The organism is Roseinatronobacter thiooxidans (assembly GCF_001870675.1).
Taxonomy (GTDB): Bacteria; Pseudomonadota; Alphaproteobacteria; order Rhodobacterales; family Rhodobacteraceae; genus Roseinatronobacter; species Roseinatronobacter thiooxidans.
On record NZ_MEHT01000015.1, the window covers coordinates 1 to 16,901 of the forward strand.

Consider the following 16,901-nt stretch of genomic DNA (forward strand, 5'->3'; position numbering starts at 1 on the left):
CGCCGCCATCGCGTTTCTTGATGAACATATAGGCGACATGTCGGCCCTGACACGAGAGGAGCAGGAAGCCGAAGTTCAATGGTTTATCGACGCGGCAGAGCCGTTCCGTGGCATGACCATCAATGTCGTGTCCGAAACCCTGACCACCCATGAGTGGGAAGCCAATGTTCTGGCACCAGCCTTCAGCGCGATGACAGGCATCAACCTGACCCATACGCTGATTTCCGAAGGCGATGTGGTGGAACGCCTGCAGACCCAGTTGCAGACCGGCGAAAACGTCTTTGACATGTATATCAATGACGCAGACCTGATCGGCACCCATTGGCGCTACCAGCAGACCCGCAACCTGACCGACTGGATGGCGGGCGATGGCGCATCTGTCACCAACCCCGGCCTTGATCTGGATGATTTCATCGGCATCAGCATGGCCACCGGCCCGGATGGCAAACTGTACCAGTTGCCGGTGCAGCAATTTGCGAACCTGTATTGGTTCCGGTATGACTGGTTCAACGATCCCGAAATCAAGGCCGCGTTCGAAGAAGAATACGGTTACGAGTTGGGCGTTCCTGTGAACTGGTCGGCATATGAGGATATTGCCGCCTTCTTCACGGGCCGCGAGATTGATGGCCAGACGGTCTATGGCCACATGGATTACGGGCGTCGTGACCCGTCGCTGGGCTGGCGCTTTACCGATGCGTGGCTGTCCATGGCCGGTGCGTCCGACCTTGGCCTGCCCAATGGTGTTCCGGTCGATGAATGGGGCATTCGCGTCAATGACAACTTCCAGCCTGTCGGGTCTTGCATGGCGCGCGGCGGGGCCACCAACAGCCCGGCTGCGGTTTATTCAATCGAGAAATATGTCGATTGGCTGCAAAACTATGCACCACCCGCCGCGAATGGCATGAACTTCTCTGAAGCGGGGCCTGTTCCGGCGCAAGGGAATGTGGCGCAGCAGATCTTCTGGTATACCGCCTTCACGGCTGACATGGTTGCCGATGATCTGCCCGTGATGAATGAGGATGGCACGCCCAAATGGCGCATGGCCCCCAGCCCGCACGGCGCTTACTGGCAGGAGGGCATGAAGGTCGGCTATCAGGACGTAGGCTCTGCCACGCTGCTGGAATCCACCCCTGTGGACCGCGCGCAGGCGGCATGGCTGTATGCGCAGTTCATCGCATCCAAGACTGTGGATGTGGCGAAATCGCATTACGGGCTGACCTTTGTGCGTGAATCGACCATCCAGCACGACAGCTTCACCGAACGCGCGCCGCGTCTGGGTGGTCTGGTGGAATTCTACCGCTCGCCCGAACGCGATCTGTGGACCGATACAGGCTTCAACGTGCCGGATTACCCGCGTCTGGCGCAACTGTGGTGGCAGAATATCGGGGATGCGTCCTCGGGGGCCCGCACAGCACAGGAAGCCATGAACGCGCTATGTGACCAGCAGGAAGCTGTCATGGCCCGTCTGGAACGCGCAGGCGTACAGGGCGAATTCGGCCCCGCGCTGAACGAGCCGCGTGACGAAGCCTATTGGCTGGAACAGCCCGGCGCGCCTTGGCCCGCACTGGACGACGAGAAGGGCACGCCCATGACCGTCGCCTATGACGAGTTGATCCGCCGCTGGACAGAGTAACCCTCCCTGTCGGGGCCGCGCGCATGCGCGTGGCCTCGGCTAACTTCGGGCGGGGCGGTTTGTGACATGTCACCCGCCGCGCCCGCTTTCACGCGGCGCGCCTTGGTTAGGCGAGCTTGCTAAGCAAGCCGAAAACCAGCCCCACCAAGATGGCAAGCGCCAGCGCTGCACCGCCAATTCCGGAAAAAGACACGACAAGCCCCAGCAGCATGGGCACGCCAACGCCGCCAAGGTTGGTGACAAGCATTGTATAGCCCAGCGCGCCCCCCAGCAGGTGATCAGGTGCGATACGGGCCGTCAGGGCAACATGCAGCCCAACCGCCGCGCAGATGGTAAAGCCCAGCACAAAACAGGCCACAACAGCCAGAACAGGGCTTGCCACCAGCATGACAGCGCCCAGCGCCCCCACCCCCGCCAGAGCAAGCGCGCACAGCACCCGCAAGCCGTGCGCCGGATCACCGCGCAACAGCCGGTCGGTCAGCACACCCCAAGCGACCCGCCCCAGAAACGTGCCCAGATGCAATGCCGCCAGACATAGCCCAAGCACGGCAGCCCCCGCCCCGAAAGAGCGCTGCAAAAGCTCTGGCAAATAGGCCCACAGGGCGAATTGCATGCCGTTGGTCAGCCCAGCGGCCAGATTGGCGCGGCCAAGGTCTGGCAGCGCCAGTATTTCGGACAAGGGATTGCGGCGCGGCGCGGCGTGTGCTGGCTGCGGTCCCTCTGACGGCAGCAAAAGCAGAAACAGACCGCCTGCAAGAAATGCGATCAGGGCCGCACAAACTATTCCGGCCTGCCAGCCCCAGACAGGCCCCAGAAGGGCTGTCAGACTGCCCAATGCAGCACCTGCTGGCACACCTGTCTGTTTCAGGCTGAGCAAGGTGGTGCGCCATTGTGGCGTGAACCATAATGTAATCGCACGCCCCGCCGCAGGGTTGATCAGGCCATAGCCCGCACCACACAGCGCCATGCCCGCACCCATTTGCGCAAACCCGCCAGACGCAGCCGTGACAGCCAGCCCTGTGGCAATGCCAAAGGCCGACAGCGTCAGCGCTGCGCGGGTGCCAAGGCGATCGGTCACCAAACCCGCTGGCAGCGACGCTGCGGCAAGGGCCGCAGAATAAATGCTGGCCAACCCGCCAAGTTGCACAGGCGTCAGCCCCAGCGCGGTGGTCAGTTGTGGCCCAGCCGTCAGAACCGACAGCACAGACATTGCCCCCAATGCATGGGCCGCAAAGATCAGCGCAAACTGCATTCTGGCGCGGGCCTGCCCCGTCATCTCAACCGTGCAGAACGCGGTGGCTGGGGGCCTGTGTGTGCGGGTCCGCGCCAAGGGCCACGCGCAGTGTGGCGATTGCCGCTGTGGTGCCATCGATCAGCGAAACCCCAACCCGGGATTGCAAGCGCGCGGCCAGACCGGCCAGTGGCCCCCCGCCCAGAACAATGCTGCTGACGCCATCCTCGCGCGCGGATTTCTGGCACAGCGCAAGCAACTGCGGGGCAAGCTGGTCCTGTATCGCGCCGGGGTCATCCCAACTGGCCCCTTCGACCATATGCATGGCGGCCAGCCGGTCACCATGTCCGTAGCCAAGTGCTGTCTTGCGCAACGCCTCTGCCATTGTTGGCGCGAAAGAGACAATGGACATACGCGGCCCCAGAACCGAGGCCATCGCATAGGCCGATTGCGCAATGCCCACCACTGGAACGCGCGTCTGCGCGCGCACCGCATCCAGTCCCGTATCGCCGAAAGAGGCAAGGATCACCCCGTCCACAGGCTGGTGCCAGTTGGCAAGGGTCTGCGTTACCGCCAGTTCTGCCGCGCTGGCATCTTCGGGGGTGACGATCAACTCGGGCGCGCCGGTGGCGCAGATCGTGGTGATCCGCTCGCCCGGCTGGCGGGCCGCCTGTGCGGCAGCATCTATCCGCGCAGTGACCGTGGCCGAGGAATTGGGGTTTATGATCAGAAGGTTCATGGCTCTACCCCAGAAGGATCGATGGCAACCAAAGCGAGATCGCCGGAAAGATATTGACCAGCGTCAGCGCCACCAGCATTGCGCCAATGAACATCATCAGCGGCGGAATGATCTGCCCGATGGAGATTTTCGCAATCGAGCAGGTGATCAGCACCACCGAGGCCACGGGCGGCGTCTGCTGGCCAATCCCGAGGTTCAGCGTAATGATCAGCCCGAAATGCACCCGATCAATGCCCAACTGGTCGGCCAGTGGCAGGAAGATCGGCACCAGCATCAGGATTGCCGGTGTGCCATGCACGATCGTGCCCGCCAGCAGGAAAAACACATTGATCGCAAGCAACACAACCCAATAGTTTTCCGAAATCCCAAGGATGGCGTTGGCAATATCCTGCGGAATGCGCTGGTTGGTCAGATACCAGCCCAGAAGCGTGGATGTGGCAACAATGAACATCAGCATGGCCGAGCGTTTACCCGCAATGCGCAGCGTATCGACAAAGCTGGCCCAACTCAGCGTGCGGTAGACAAGAACCGCCATGACAATGGACCAGAGCGCCGCAACCGCGCCTGCCTCTGTCGCGGTGAAGATACCGCCCAGAATACCCACAAGAATCAGGATCGGCAGGGTCAGCGGCAGCGCTGCGTCCTTGCCTGTGTCCAGCACGCGGGCAAAGCTGAACGCGCCCTCTGTCGGGAAACCTTTGATGACAGCGATGAAATAGGCGGTCATCAACAGCAGGAAACAGACCAGAAAGCCCGGCAGGATGCCTGCGGCGAACAGTTCTGCAATCGAGGCATTGGCGACATAGGCATACAGGATCAGATTCAGCGAGGGCGGCACGATAATCGCCATCGTGGCCGAGGTTGAAGTGACAGCCGCCGCAAAGGCCGCCGAATAGCCGCGCCGCTTCATCTGCGGGATCATCACCGACCCGATGGCTGCGGCGTCCGATGTGGCGGTGCCCGAAATCTCGGAAAAGAACAACGAAGTCAGAATGTTGACATGTGCCAACCCGCCCCGGATATGCCCCACAAGGGACGAGGCGAAGGCGATCAGCTTTTCCGCGATCTTGCCCTGATTCATCACCTCGCCCGCGATCATGAACAGAAGTGCAGCAACCAGCAGGTAGTTATTCGCGCCGCCAAAGGGGATCAGGCCGATGATCATCGGCACGACGGCCGGATCAAGAAAGATCATCACCGTGGCGGTAATGCCCAGCACGAAAGCAATCGGCACGCCCATCATCAACAGGCCGATCAGCAGGATCAGGATGATATATCCGGGGGCAAGAAACATCACGCGTCTCCTTCGGGCAGCAATTCACCGGGATTGATCCGGCCCATGATCAGACCGACCAGCCGGACAGTGCAGATCAGCACGATCAGCGCGCCGCCCACAGGCACAGCGCCGCGAAACAGGATCATCGGCAGATCGACAGAAATCAGGGTGCGGCCCATGAAACTCAGCGCCGCGCGTCCCCCATACCAGAACAGTGCCGCACCAAAGCCCGCCATCAGGATCTGGTTGATGCAGGCCAGCACCCGCTGCACCCCCAGATTGAGCGAGCGCGCGAAGGAATCAAAACCCAAATGCTCGTTCGTGCGGGTCAGATAGGCCGCGCCGATGAAGGTCAGCATGGCCAGAATATGCGCGGGCAGTTCTTCACCCCATGACACGGAAGAATTCAGCACAAAACGTGAAAACACAGCGAAATTCAACAAAACCAGCAAGATACCGGCAACAATGATCGTGAATAGATCCAACGCGCGGCACATCAGCCGGTCAAGCCAGATCACGACTTTTCCGAGACTGTCCATGACATTCTCCTGCATTCGGGGGCGAGCGATTGATGGGATGCGGCCTTGCGATCACAGGCGCAAGGCCGCGCAGGCACTTACTCTAGGCCAAGGACTTCACGCGTTACTGCGATCATGTCAGCGCCGATGGCATCCACGAACAGCGGATCATCATACAGCGGCAGGGCTGCGGCTTGAAAGGCTTCAAAATCGACCTCATTGATGGCGATCTTGTCGGCCAGTTCTTCCAGAATGCGGGAATCTGTTTCCTCGCCCCAAGCGAAGGTCCATGGCGCAGTCTCTGCCGCGATGCGCAACACGGTTTCACGCACTTCGGGCGTCTGGGCGTTCAACCACGTCTCTCCAAACAGCATGAAAGTGGGCAGATAGACATGGTTCGACAGCGACATGTAGCTTTGCACCTCATAGAGACGCGCGCTGTCGGCGATCTGGGCGGGGTTCTCCTGCCCGTCGATCACACCCTGATCAAGGCCCGAATACACTTCGCCAAATGACAACGGCGTGGCATTCGCACCTAATGTGTTGAACATGGCCACCCGCTGGCGCGAGGTGGGAGTGCGGATTTTCAGCCCGCGCAGGTCTTCGGGGGTCACGATGGGACGCACCGAATTGGTAATGACGCGAAAGCCGTTATCCCACAGTGCAGACAGCACGATGCCGCGCCCTGCAAACCCTTCAGCCAGCATGTCAAACGCGGGCGAGGCTGCGAATTCCTGCACCTTGTCGCGGTTTTCAAACAGATAGGGCAGATCAAACACCGCTGTACGCGGATTGACCTGCACCACAGCCGATGCAGAAAGCGATGCGTGATGGGTACCAAAACCCAAGCCCTGAAGCACATCTTCTTCGGACCCCAGCGTGTTGCCCATGAAAATCTGAACATCCATGCTGGGCAATTCCGCCTCTACGCGGGTTTTGAACTCGGTCAGGAAAGCATGGGCGAAACTGCCATCGGGCAGCGAAGAATTGATTTGCAGAACCTGCGCCTGCACAAATGCGGGCAGCGTGGCAAAGGACGCGGCAAGAACGGACATGCGAAGCGAAAAGGACATGGTTTACCTCTCGTGTTGAAGTGGCGAAGCGCCTGATACTGGCAAGGCTACGGTAGTATTTTTTCGCTTGATGATTACACGAAAAGTTTTTTTCACAAGAGAATTTCAGTCTGCCTGCCCCAAAAACACGAATTTTTTGGGCGTTTGGGCAGTGATTGCTTAGGGATCGGGCGGTTTGAAAGCGCCGCAGTCAAAGCTCGTCAAGCGAATCATGCAGCGCTTCGATCGCCAAAAGGCGCTTGCGCCCCGCAAGGCCAGAGCGCTCTAGCACGCGGGTGGCAAGGATGTGACACAGCGTCAGAACGGCGGCGTGGTTGAACAAGGGGCCGGGCGCGGTTGTCTGCACTACAAACCGCCACTGCGCCGAAAGTTCCGCCGCCACAGGCACTGTTTCAGGCCCTTGCCGGTGCGTTTCGTCGCTGATTAACGCCGCACGCGCCGGGCCATTGCCCAATTCGCGGCATAGTGCAGGCAATTGGCGCACGGTGCGCCGCAGCGCAAACACGATCACCACGTCATCTTTCGCAATGCTGCCCAGACTTTCGGCCAGTGTCTGCCCGGCTTGCGGCAATACAGTCACATTCGGCACGATCTGACCGATTTGCGCAGACAGATAGACCGCGAATGCCTGCGCTGTCCGAAAACCGATAATCCAGACCCGTCCGGCCTGTAAAATGGCATCGGCCAGATCGTCGATTTCAGCCAGCGAAATGGCGGCGAAGCTGTTCTCGACATTCTGGCGCCCCTGCGCAATCTGGGCCATCAATGCGCCCTCTGGCCCCTGATCGCTGGCAGATACGCGAAACACTGCCGCGCCCGCTTGCTGGGTGGCGCGCGCTGCTTGGCGGGCCTGATCGAAACTGTCATACCCCAACCGCCGCACAAAGCGCGTGACAGTCGCATTCGAGACATTCGCCAGCTGCGCCAGTTCGGTTGCAGAATAGCTGGCAATCTCGCCCGGGAAATTCAGAATCGTATCCGCCAGCCGCCGTTCGCTGGGATGCAGCGATGGCAGCGCGGCCCTTATTCTTGCAACATATGATCCGGAGATTACAGGTGTCATGCCATATTGCTACCCGAGTTAATGGTGAATATGCCAGATGTTTGCCACAACTTTGCAATCTTCTCTCAAATTGCGCAATCCTCCCGCCGCATGTGCCGGACAATGCAAGGGCGTGGAGGATGCAGTTCTGGCCTTGGTGCCCTAGATCCACCCGACGCCGATCTTCGCGGCGGAAACGCCCGATCAGGCAGCTGCCCGCTTTCACCGGTTTGTGGTCAAGCGCCCTTCAGTTTCCACCGGACCGACGTTGGGCGACGTATACGGTCAGCCGGAGGCCGTTACGGCGCTGCACCAGGTTGTGCGCGATCTTGAGGAGTGGCGCGCCGGTCGGCTGGATTGGAATGAGGTCACCAAGTCTTTCTTGTTGGCTGGCCCTCCCGGGACCAGAAAAACCCTTCTTGCGCAAGCACTTGCGGGGACAGCGGGTATAACCTTCGTCAAGACGAGCTATTCGGATTGTCAGCGGTACGGGCACCAGGGTGACTTTCTACGCGAGCTGAATGCCTCCGCAGATCGTGCGTCTGCTGGCGCGCCCTGCGTCTGGTTTCTGGACAATATTGACTCTTTTCATAGGCGTGGTCAGCTGGTTTCTGGCTACATGATCGGCGTCATCAATGGCCTTCGCACGCTCCTTGACCGTTTATCCGCCACAGAAGGCGTCATCCTCATCGCGGCCACAAACGATGTCGAGCGGGTCGACCGGCGGTTATCCGCGCCGGACGGTACCTCCACCCGCTTCGATGTTTCGTTGTGAAACATGCCCGGCAACCGACAGATATCAACTCAAGTGATTGATAGGATTTCATAAAACGGCATTTCGGCCCGCTTCATTTTTCGCCGCAATTTCGAAAATTCTTACAAAATTTTGAAATCTGAAAGAAGGGACAACAACTGTCCCTGCGAGCATAGTTCCTCCCGGTCAAGATAAGAAATCTTTTCTTTTCAATGGGCGCATAGGAGCGTCGGGGGAAAACTTCTCCCAATTCGGACCAATAATCCCCCCGGCGTAGAGGATGTATGAACAAAGGCCCGCCGAAGCGGGCCTTTGTTGGCTTAGAACGAACTGAAAACTCAGGCGGATTCCTGAACAACTCGGGGCGGGCGGAGCCGGATCGGATCCAGATTATACAGCTTGAACCGGACCGTGTTCACCCCGACCGGGCCTGCAACCCGGCATGCTGGAATATCCCCGGTCATGACGGCACCGAGGATTTCGCCGGTTGGGCGGCCACCTGTGAACTTGCCGCATTGCATCCGCAGCTTAAGGCCAAAGCAGTCGGCCGTCGGGCGCATGGTGATTATCATTCGCAGGAGTAGGCAGATCCATGCTTTCCGCAGCTATTCAGACAATCAAATCCTTTATTTCGGTATTGCAGTACTCAAAGATATCACCAGCCTTTGTCAGCCATATCTGGTCGCTATGGGTGACGATGTGATTGAGCGCGCGGCGCAAGTGTCTGAGCCGGTAAGGTTGGCCGACAAGATAGGGATGAAGCGCGATGCCCATCACCAGCGGCTGTGACCGTGCTTGCTGCAGCATTTCATCAAAATTATCCACAATCATATCGGCAAATTGTGCGGCGCCATCCTTGCGGGCGACGATTGACGGAATGTCGTTCACCTCTTGCGGATAGGGGATTGAGAGCAGGCGACCTGCGCGCGTGCGCATCCAGACTGGCTGGTCATCCATGCACCAGTTGAGACTGTAGCCATAGCCTGCCTCAACCAGCAGATCGGGGGTAACATTGCTTTCTGCAATCCATGGCGACAACCATCCTTTGGGCGGTGTGCCTTCCTGCTCGGTGATTTTGGCGCTGGCTTCGGCAATCAGCTGCGCTTCATCATCAGCGGACAAAATGCTCTGGCGCTCCGAATTGCTGCGCCCATGCCCCAGCACCTCATCACCGCGCGCCCGAAACGCCGTCATCAACTCTGGGGCGTAGTCATACATCGCACTATTGGCGAGCACGCTGACCGGCAGGTTCAGCGCATCGAACATCTCCATCATCCGCCAGGCGCCGACGCGGTTGCCATAATCGCGCCACGCGTAATTGAGCACATCGGGTTGCGGACCACCCGGCGCTATTTCAGCCCCCAACCCTTCACCAAAGGCAAAATGCTCAAGATTAAGGCCGATATAAACGGCCAATCGACTGCCGTTGGGCCAGTTATAATCCGGGCGGCGTGTGATTGGAACGTAATCGTAACGGTTATGACAGGGCAGTTTTCTCACAGCGCTGCCTCTGCCAAACCGGCTTTTGAAAGAAGGATTTCTGCACTGTCATTCCAGACATCTGTGCGGACCAGTTTCCCGTCCCTGACGATGAATTTGTCCATATAGCGGTTGGTTTCAAAACCCGTGCCGTCATGCCATTCGCCATACAGGTATCCGGTATTGTAAACATGCACATCGCCCGTTTCCGCATCAAGCGCGGCATCCGTGCGCAAGAAGCGTTTTTTAACCCAAGCATATCTCTTGGCGTTGAACGCTGCACTTTCCGCCGGGCCCTTGAACAGCCGACCGCCGGTAAAAACCAACTCAAAATCTGGGCTTAGGCAAGCAGAGGCACCGACAGGGTCGGGAATCATGGACAGTTCCAGATATGTTTCCACAAGTTGCTTTGCCTCGATCAGGGGATCTGTTTTCTGGTCCATTCTATGTCCTTTCTAGTGGATCGGGAGAGGATGCGCTGTGCAGCTCGCATGGCAAAAACTGCGCACAAGAAGCCCTGCTGCATCAGTGAATAGGCGAGTGTCGTGATTTGCGGCGTCCAGTCGATGGGCGGCGTCCTGCGCGGCGCACTGCAAAGCAGCCTCGTCAAGGGTCAGAACCTTATTCTCAGCAAAGACGACGCGACCCGCAATCATGACTTCACGCAGGGCACCGCCGTTTTCACTGAACACGATCTGCGACAAGACATCGCGCAACGGAACATAGTGACAATAGGCGCGGTCCAGAAACAGCAGGTCTGCGGCCCAGCCACGCGCAATGCGCCCGACACGCTCGAACCCCAGAATTTTCGCGCTGCCTTCGGTTGCCATGTAGAACGCCTCGGGTGCAGTAACCCAGCTTTTTGTCGGCGGGGCGTTCGCTCGTGACAAGGTCGCGGTCAGACGCATCGCCTCGAACATGTTTTGTGTATCAGAGGTGTTGGCGGCATCCGTACCGACGCCAAGACCAACGCCCGCATCGACCAGCGCCCTGACCGGTGCAATGCCAGAACCAAGTCGAAGGTTGCTAAGGGGGTTGTGGACAATTCCTGCACCCGCATTTGCCAGAAGCAGGGCTTCGGCAGGATCAAGCCAGACCCCATGTGCGCCACTGAACCGATGTGACAGAATACCTAGTGCGCCCAGATGCGCCGTCAATGTTGTACCGTAACGTTGCTGTGCTGCGACCTGTTGCATTCGGGTTTCCGCCAGATGGGTTTGCAAGGGCATGTCGCGCCGCTCTGAAAGGGCGGCACATGCGCTGAGGAATGCATCAGAGCAGTGCAAAGGGATCGCAGGGCCAATACCCGGCCGCACACGGTCGAAGGGCACAGGCCAGCTTGCGAAAGCATCTTCACAAACAGCCAAAGTCTGGGACCATGGCGGCAAAGTGATCGCCCCAAGCACCTGCCGCATCTCGTCCGGCAAAGCAGCCAGCAATCCGGGCAACGCTTGGTAGATCGTGCGGTCCGCAATCATAGGCGCCACAACTGCGCGCATTCCTGCACCGTAATAGGCGTCTGCGACAGCGTGCAAGCCTGCCACCGATGGGCCTGGCAGTTCCACACTTAGATCAAAGCAGGAAGTGCAGCCTTTGCGGATCATCTCTGCCGCAGATAACTGCGCACTCAGGCGCAAATCCTCTGTCATGCGTGTGCCGTTCAAGGCAGGGGCACCAGCCAGAAATTGCTCTAGTGTCGCGTCTTGTGGAACACCACCCCGGCCCAACGCCCCGTGCGAATGCGTGTGACCATTGACCAGGCCGGGAATTACAATTTTGCCCGATGCATCCATTACGGGCAGGTCATCTGGCCCGTCACCTTGAAATATATCGGCAATAGATCCATCCTGCACCAAAAGAGTGACCTGTTCGAAGTGGTCATTCTCGACTAGAACAAGACCACCGCGGATAAGCGTCTGGGCAGGGCACATTCTTGCAAACCGGCTTTTGTGTTTTTGAAAATTTGCGCGCCGAAAAGACCTTTGCTCTCGGCGCGCGGGGTCAGGTTAGTCGCTGATCTCGACGATGAAACTCCGCGCTTCGACCGGCGGCAAGAAGCTGCGGTCGAAGATTTCCGATGCTTCCGGCAGACGTTCCAGATCATAGCCCTGGGCAACGATCTCGATCGACCGCGCCAAGCGCTCATCGACCAGATCCCCCATCCCGATTTCATCGGTTTCGGGTGCATTCATCAGGTTGGTCAATGCGAAATTCAAGCGGGCGCGCTCATTCTCACGATCCACCAGATTGTCGAAAGCCATGATCGCATCCATCGCCGCTTCCTGATTGGTCGCCACTTCCAGCGTGGCCCGGTTTACAGCGCGCACCAGACCAGCAACCGCTTCGGGTTTGTCCGCAATCAAGCCGCGCGAAACCATCAGGCCGTTGGAATACAGGTCCATCCCGTAATCTTCAAACTGAAACCAGTTGAAATCCTCGGCAGGGTTCTGGCGATTGGCGATCAGATTGAACCAGCTTGTAATGGTGAACACGAATGCCCCGTCAATATCACCCCGGATCAACATGGGCTCTTGCAGGTTGGGGGCCATGCTCTCTTGAGAGATGGTCGAGATGTCGATGCCGTTCATCTCTGCGAAAACAGGGAACAGCCGTGTGGTTGGGGTGCCTTGTGCGCCACCAAGCGTTTTGCCTTCAAAATCGGCAGGGGTTTCGATCCCGGCGCTTTTTGGCGTCACGATGGCAAAGGGCGGACGGTTCCAGAGTTGGTAAACCATGACTGGCGCTTCGCCGGGCCGCTGGGCAGCGTTCTGGATGATCGCGTTGATATCGCCGAAGCCCGCATCATAGGCCCCGCCCATGATGCGCGTGACGGTTGCTGCCGATCCCTCGCCTTGGTCGATGGTGACGTTCAACCCTTCTTCGGCAAAGTAACCATTGCTGAGCGCCAGCAGGAAGGGCGCATCAGATCCTTGGGTTTTCCAACCCAGCGTGAACCGAATATCCGTGGCCGTCGCCAGCGCTGGGACAAATGCTGTGACGACAGCTAGAGTTGCGGCTTTAAATATCGGTGTCATGAGTCATTTCCTTATACGAGTGGAGGGATCGGTCTGCTGGGCGCTGCACCAATCAGGTAACAGCGATATCTTTGCCGCGCGTGGCCCAGCCGGTTACGCGGGCTTCAAGAAACGAGAAAAAGGCGTAGAGCGCCACACCCATGATGGCGAGAATGAACAATCCGGCAAAGACCAGCGACACCTGAAAATTGGACGATGCAGTCATCATCACATTACCGATGCCGCGATTGGACGCGACTGTTTCAGACAGGACAGCCCCGACGAAAGATAGCGTGATCGCCACCTTCAGAGACGCAAAGAAATAGGGCATCGTGCGCGGCAGCCCGACGTTCCAGAGCACCTCACGCTTCGATGCGCCAAGTGTCTTCAGCACATCCTCCAAATCCGGCTCCGTAGTGGCCAAACCGGTGGAAATATTCACAACAATGGGAAAGACGCAGATGATCATCGCGGTCAAGATCGCCGGGGTCGTACCGGACCCGAACCACAGAACCAGAATAGGAACCACAGCCACCTTGGGTATAGACGAAAAGCCGACAAGCAGCGGGTAGGCGACGCCATAAGCCACGCGGGATGTGCCGATCAGAACACCAATGGAGACGCCAATGATAACACCAAGCGAAAACCCGGTCAGCGTTGCGTAAAGCGTCTGAAGGATATGGGGCCACAGCACAGGAAACCGTGTCCAGAGAGTCACCGCGATTTCAGAGGGGCGCGGCAGAATCAGATCCGACACGCCCAGCATGATGCACAGCACTTCCCATATCACAAAGAAACCGACGATCAGCGACAGGGACATGATCCGGATTTTTATGTTCTCATTCATGCGCGTCTCTCTCCTTGAATAGGGTTCAGGACCTATTTTCGAACCTGTGCGATCAATTCGCGCAAACCTTGCGTCATCTCGACGAATTCGGGGGTGTAGATCACGCCGATATCGCGCGGCTGCGGCATCGTAACCGCCTTGTCGGAGATGATCCGGCCGGGCCGCGCGCTCATCACGCAGATGCGACGGGCCAGAAAGCCTGCCTCGCGCAGGTCATGCGTCACCAGCAGAACAGTCGGCTTGCGGTCAAGATACAGTTCTTGCAGCGTTTGCCACAATTCCTCGCGGGTGAACTGGTCCAATGCGCCGAAAGGCTCGTCCAGCAGCAGCAGATCAGGATCATGGATCAGCGCGCGGCACAGATTGGCGCGTTGCAACATGCCCCCGGACAATTGCCACGGGAAATGATTGGCAAAATCCTTCAGCCCGACCTGCGCCAGAAGCGCATGAACGCGGTCACGATACGCACCTTTTTTGTCGCGCTGGAAGCTGCGCTTGAACGGCTCCACTATCTTGAGCGGCAGCATGACATTCTTTTCAATCGTCAGCCATGGCAGCATGGTCGGGTTCTGAAACGCCATGCCGATGCGCATTTCCTTGGCAGCAGCATCGCGCCCGCCAAGCAGGATCTGCCCAGAAGATGGCTTTATCAGATTACTCACGAGCCGCAAAATAGTCGATTTCCCGCAGCCTGACGGGCCAACTAGCGCCAGAAAATCACCTCGGTCCATGCGCAATGTCGTCGGCGTAAGCGCGGTTACAGCCTTCTCGCCCGATCCGAAGACCACCGAAGTCTCATGCAACTCAATCGCTGGACGCGGATGCACCGGTTGGGGATGGGTTGCAGATGCCATGTTGGGAACTGCCCTCGCTGTGTCTGTGATATGCAACATTGTGTTCATATCCCCAGCAAAACGGGGCGCGGCGCTTTGAGAAGCCTCTCAAGTAAGAAGTTGACGAATTAATTTTGCTTTGCTCGCTTTTTATGCGCTATGGCGTATCTGCGCAGGCAAAATTAGCGAACTTTGAACAAATCCGGTGACCAGGGCCGCGCTTGGGGACGCATGTTCCTGTTGGGTAAAGGATGATTCGTCAGCGCGTCAGTGGCACCGCGTCCAACGCGTTCATGACAAATGCAATCGCGTGACTTCGTCGTTCCGCCCGCCATTTCACGCTCAACAAATCGACACCGAAAATCGCGCTGAATGTATGGCCATTATTGAGATGATGCGCACTTAGCGCGACGATCGTGACATAAAGCTGCAAAGGATCGTAACTGCGGGCAAATGCGCCCTCGGCATAGCCCTGTTTTAGTATCTTCGTGATCGCGTCGATGAGAGGTTGCGAGCTGGCGCGCACTGCCTCGGTTTGAACAATATAACGGCCCTCCAGCAGGTTTTCGTTACGCGCAACTTTTACAAAAAGCGGGTTGCTGTCAAAGAAATCGAAGGTGAATCCCACCAGACGCTCCATTGCGGCGCGCGGTGGCAGACGTTCAAGTTCCAACTGTCGTTCTTGCGCGCGGATGTCTGTGAAAATGTGTTCCAACGCGGCAATATACAGTTTTTCCTTGCTGCCGAAGTAGTGATACAACAGCCTCGCATTGCAGCCGACTGTCTTGGTGATCCTGTCGACACGCGCGCCATGAAACCCGTGATCCCCGAATTCTGTCAAAGCCGCGTCCATCAACTGCGCGCGTGTGCGCTCCGGATCGCGACTGCGCGGAGCGGTCTTGCCTATGGGATCGGTCATGAAAAGCTATCCTGTCGTATTTATTGGATTCATGCTGCGCCAAATGTCTACCTGAACGCCCCAGAATTCACCACCGCAAGTAGTTTTTTCGATAAGCTGAAAAGTTCAGCGTAAGCGCCTTTTCAATCCGCGTTAAGGTAAGTGAACGTTTGATTGGTGGCGGGGTTCATTCTAAGCTTTTGTTATAAATATAGAATTTTCTGCCGATGTCGCATGGCATTTCAAAGTAGCTGAAACGGACAAGAATAGCATGAAACAGAGCCGCACGGGCGCGGAGCATGCGTGGCATGCGGCCGGGTGGGCCGTTCAACAACATACAGCGCGGATGGCGTAATGAGTGGCGCGCTAACGGCCCCGCATCCGCTGGCCACAGATGCCGGTCTGTCTCACGCTTATTGGCACAGAGAGGGTCAGCACTGCGCAGAGCTGAGCATCTGCGCAGTGCAATAGCTGCATATGTGCTGTCAAACGCGCAGCTTCACTGCGCGTTGATCGGCCCATGCGCCGGTTGCGGACAGCTTTCTTGCGGGGATTGACCCAACGCCGCTTCTGATCCTCGCTTTTGCCACGGGTCCGGTCCGGCATCAGTTTCCAATATTCCACTAGGGCCTGCGACACGGTGATCGACGGCACCTCCACAGCCCCCAGCACCGCAGGGGCCGCAGCAAGGTTCGCCGATCCGTCACGGCGTTGCAAAACCTCAATGCGCGCCAGCAGCGCCTCCAGCGGCAGCTGTTCAATATCGCGGATCGGCATGTAGCTCACGCCATGGCTGCCCGCGATCGCGCGCGCGGCCTCAAACCGCGCGGCCCCGTCGTCGGACCTGCCCGCCAGCTGGGCCTCCCAGCCCGAGACCAGACTTTCCCACACGCCCGGCGCCTTTTGGGCCGCAAGCTGGCGCGAGTCGGTCTGCAAGGATACCCACACCTCACGCCGCGGCTCGATTCCCGCAAATTTCGCCGGAACGCGCCGCCGCAAATGCCATGTCTTCCCACGCATCATCAGCTGCATATCGCCACCCCACACCATCGCATGTGTAGCAAGAAATCGAGCATTCAAGGGAATGCGATGTGCGGAGAAAGCTTAAAAGGAGCATCAACTTATTGAAAGTATTTTCTAAAATTCTTAAATTAACTCTGCGTTGTGGCGGATGGGGTGGGATTCGAACCCACGGTACGCTTTCACGTACGCTGGTTTTCAAGACCAGAGCCTTAAACCACTCGGCCACCCATCCAGCACGCGCTCCCATTAGCCGCTCGCTCTGGGGGAATCAAGCAAGACTGTTGGTCACATGCGCCTTTTCGCAGCATTGCATGGCAGCGGGGCACCGCCTGCCTTGGCCCAGCGCAAGAGGGGGCAAGCCCCTTGGTGCTGGGCTGGAAGCTCATCGTTCGGAAACAGCAGGCCCATTGCAAAGGGGAAAGGCGCAACGGCGCGTCGAAATCTTAGTTTTGCCCCGAGATTGAACCCGTTATGCCCTATTTTGGAAATAGCTTCTCAGCTGGTCGGTATACCCTAGCTTAGCTCGAACCATTCTCACAAC

17 protein-coding genes and 1 tRNA gene are annotated in these 16,901 nt (G+C 58.1%); 3 read left to right on the forward strand and 15 right to left on the reverse strand.

The annotated features are described in order from the left end of the window. On the forward strand, nt 1–1,633 hold a 1,633-nt coding region (locus BG455_RS07955), incomplete at its 5' end, for an ABC transporter substrate-binding protein (protein ID WP_071469461.1). 106 nt (nt 1,634–1,739) lie between these two features. Here BG455_RS07955 and BG455_RS07960 read toward each other — a convergent pair. The 6 genes from BG455_RS07960 to BG455_RS07985 form a co-directional block, all read right to left on the reverse strand. Then, nucleotides 1,740–2,885, reverse strand: a complete 1,146-nt coding sequence (locus tag BG455_RS07960) for an MFS transporter (protein WP_170124777.1) — start codon at nt 2,883–2,885, stop codon at nt 1,740–1,742. Between the two features lie 25 nt (nt 2,886–2,910). After that, nucleotides 2,911–3,603, reverse strand: coding sequence for an aspartate/glutamate racemase family protein (locus BG455_RS07965; protein ID WP_071469463.1), 693 nt, complete (start codon nt 3,601–3,603; stop codon nt 2,911–2,913). 4 nt (nt 3,604–3,607) lie between these two features. Next, nucleotides 3,608–4,897, reverse strand: coding sequence for a TRAP transporter large permease (locus BG455_RS07970; protein WP_071469464.1), 1,290 nt, complete (start codon nt 4,895–4,897; stop codon nt 3,608–3,610). Further along, nucleotides 4,897–5,418, reverse strand: coding sequence for a TRAP transporter small permease (locus BG455_RS07975; RefSeq protein ID WP_071469579.1), 522 nt, complete (start codon nt 5,416–5,418; stop codon nt 4,897–4,899). The genes BG455_RS07970 and BG455_RS07975 overlap by 1 nt, the downstream gene beginning before the upstream one ends. A gap of 77 nt (nt 5,419–5,495) precedes the next feature. Next, a complete protein-coding gene (locus BG455_RS07980; RefSeq protein WP_071469465.1) occupies nt 5,496–6,470 on the reverse strand; it encodes a TRAP transporter substrate-binding protein in 975 nt (324 codons plus the stop codon). 190 nt (nt 6,471–6,660) lie between these two features. Continuing rightward, a complete protein-coding gene (locus BG455_RS07985; protein WP_071469466.1) occupies nt 6,661–7,533 on the reverse strand; it encodes a MurR/RpiR family transcriptional regulator in 873 nt (290 codons plus the stop codon). A gap of 211 nt (nt 7,534–7,744) precedes the next feature. Here BG455_RS07985 and BG455_RS07990 point away from each other — a divergent pair, with 211 nt between their 5' ends. Both BG455_RS07990 and BG455_RS17090 read left to right on the forward strand, forming a co-directional pair. Further along, nucleotides 7,745–8,287, forward strand: a complete 543-nt coding sequence (locus BG455_RS07990) for an ATP-binding protein (RefSeq protein WP_218147534.1) — start codon at nt 7,745–7,747, stop codon at nt 8,285–8,287. A gap of 263 nt (nt 8,288–8,550) precedes the next feature. Further along, nucleotides 8,551–8,850, forward strand: a complete 300-nt coding sequence (locus BG455_RS17090) for a hypothetical protein (protein WP_143079898.1) — start codon at nt 8,551–8,553, stop codon at nt 8,848–8,850. Nucleotides 8,851–8,875: 25 nt separating this feature from the next. Here BG455_RS17090 and BG455_RS08000 read toward each other — a convergent pair whose 3' ends face one another. The 9 genes from BG455_RS08000 to BG455_RS08040 all read right to left on the reverse strand — a co-directional run bounded on the left by BG455_RS08000 (nt 8,876) and on the right by BG455_RS08040 (nt 16,592). After that, entirely contained in the window at nt 8,876–9,766 is an 891-nt protein-coding gene (locus BG455_RS08000) for a polysaccharide deacetylase family protein (protein ID WP_071469469.1), read from the reverse strand. Beyond that, nucleotides 9,763–10,188, reverse strand: a complete 426-nt coding sequence (locus BG455_RS08005) for a nuclear transport factor 2-like protein (RefSeq protein ID WP_071469470.1) — start codon at nt 10,186–10,188, stop codon at nt 9,763–9,765. Before BG455_RS08005 ends, BG455_RS08000 begins: the two co-directional genes overlap by 4 nt. Nucleotides 10,189–10,200: 12 nt before the next feature. Then, the gene (locus BG455_RS08010) at nt 10,201–11,676 is read right to left on the reverse strand and encodes an amidohydrolase family protein (RefSeq protein ID WP_071469471.1); all 1,476 of its coding nucleotides are present in this window, start codon (nt 11,674–11,676) and stop codon (nt 10,201–10,203) included. Nucleotides 11,677–11,751: 75 nt separating this feature from the next. Further along, on the reverse strand, nt 11,752–12,780 hold the full coding sequence (locus BG455_RS08015) for an ABC transporter substrate-binding protein (RefSeq protein WP_071469472.1): 1,029 nt from the start codon (nt 12,778–12,780) through the stop codon (nt 11,752–11,754). Between the two features lie 52 nt (nt 12,781–12,832). Beyond that, nucleotides 12,833–13,606, reverse strand: coding sequence for an ABC transporter permease (locus tag BG455_RS08020; RefSeq protein ID WP_071469473.1), 774 nt, complete (start codon nt 13,604–13,606; stop codon nt 12,833–12,835). A gap of 32 nt (nt 13,607–13,638) precedes the next feature. Then, nucleotides 13,639–14,460, reverse strand: coding sequence for an ABC transporter ATP-binding protein (locus BG455_RS08025; RefSeq protein ID WP_071469580.1), 822 nt, complete (start codon nt 14,458–14,460; stop codon nt 13,639–13,641). Nucleotides 14,461–14,698: 238 nt separating this feature from the next. Further along, nucleotides 14,699–15,358, reverse strand: coding sequence for a TetR family transcriptional regulator (locus BG455_RS08030; RefSeq protein ID WP_071469474.1), 660 nt, complete (start codon nt 15,356–15,358; stop codon nt 14,699–14,701). A 345-nt stretch (nt 15,359–15,703) separates the two neighbouring features. Beyond that, the gene (locus tag BG455_RS08035; protein WP_143079899.1) at nt 15,704–16,357 is read right to left on the reverse strand and encodes a DUF6538 domain-containing protein; all 654 of its coding nucleotides are present in this window, start codon (nt 16,355–16,357) and stop codon (nt 15,704–15,706) included. A gap of 145 nt (nt 16,358–16,502) precedes the next feature. Further along, nucleotides 16,503–16,592: transfer RNA gene (locus BG455_RS08040), tRNA-Ser, on the reverse strand. Between the last annotated feature and the right edge of the window lie 309 nt (nt 16,593–16,901).

What these genes read in the sequence shown, in the direction of transcription:
- BG455_RS07975 (WP_071469579.1), bottom strand. Translation starts at nt 5,418, where the DNA reads ATGGACAGTCTCGGAAAAGTCGTGATCTGGCTTGACCGGCTGATGTGC.
- BG455_RS08035 (WP_143079899.1), bottom strand. Translation starts at nt 16,357, where the DNA reads ATGCGTGGGAAGACATGGCATTTGCGGCGGCGCGTTCCGGCGAAATTT.
- BG455_RS07970 (WP_071469464.1), bottom strand. Translation starts at nt 4,897, where the DNA reads ATGTTTCTTGCCCCCGGATATATCATCCTGATCCTGCTGATCGGCCTG.
- BG455_RS07980 (WP_071469465.1), bottom strand. Translation starts at nt 6,470, where the DNA reads ATGTCCTTTTCGCTTCGCATGTCCGTTCTTGCCGCGTCCTTTGCCACG.
- BG455_RS07960 (WP_170124777.1), bottom strand. Translation starts at nt 2,885, where the DNA reads ATGCAGTTTGCGCTGATCTTTGCGGCCCATGCATTGGGGGCAATGTCT.
- BG455_RS08015 (WP_071469472.1), bottom strand. Translation starts at nt 12,780, where the DNA reads ATGACACCGATATTTAAAGCCGCAACTCTAGCTGTCGTCACAGCATTT.
- BG455_RS08020 (WP_071469473.1), bottom strand. Translation starts at nt 13,606, where the DNA reads ATGAATGAGAACATAAAAATCCGGATCATGTCCCTGTCGCTGATCGTC.
- BG455_RS07965 (WP_071469463.1), bottom strand. Translation starts at nt 3,603, where the DNA reads ATGAACCTTCTGATCATAAACCCCAATTCCTCGGCCACGGTCACTGCG.
- BG455_RS08005 (WP_071469470.1), bottom strand. Translation starts at nt 10,188, where the DNA reads ATGGACCAGAAAACAGATCCCCTGATCGAGGCAAAGCAACTTGTGGAA.
- BG455_RS17090 (WP_143079898.1), top strand. Translation starts at nt 8,551, where the DNA reads ATGAACAAAGGCCCGCCGAAGCGGGCCTTTGTTGGCTTAGAACGAACT.
- BG455_RS07985 (WP_071469466.1), bottom strand. Translation starts at nt 7,533, where the DNA reads ATGACACCTGTAATCTCCGGATCATATGTTGCAAGAATAAGGGCCGCG.
- BG455_RS08025 (WP_071469580.1), bottom strand. Translation starts at nt 14,460, where the DNA reads ATGGCATCTGCAACCCATCCCCAACCGGTGCATCCGCGTCCAGCGATT.
- BG455_RS08030 (WP_071469474.1), bottom strand. Translation starts at nt 15,358, where the DNA reads ATGACCGATCCCATAGGCAAGACCGCTCCGCGCAGTCGCGATCCGGAG.
- BG455_RS08010 (WP_071469471.1), bottom strand. Translation starts at nt 11,676, where the DNA reads ATGTGCCCTGCCCAGACGCTTATCCGCGGTGGTCTTGTTCTAGTCGAG.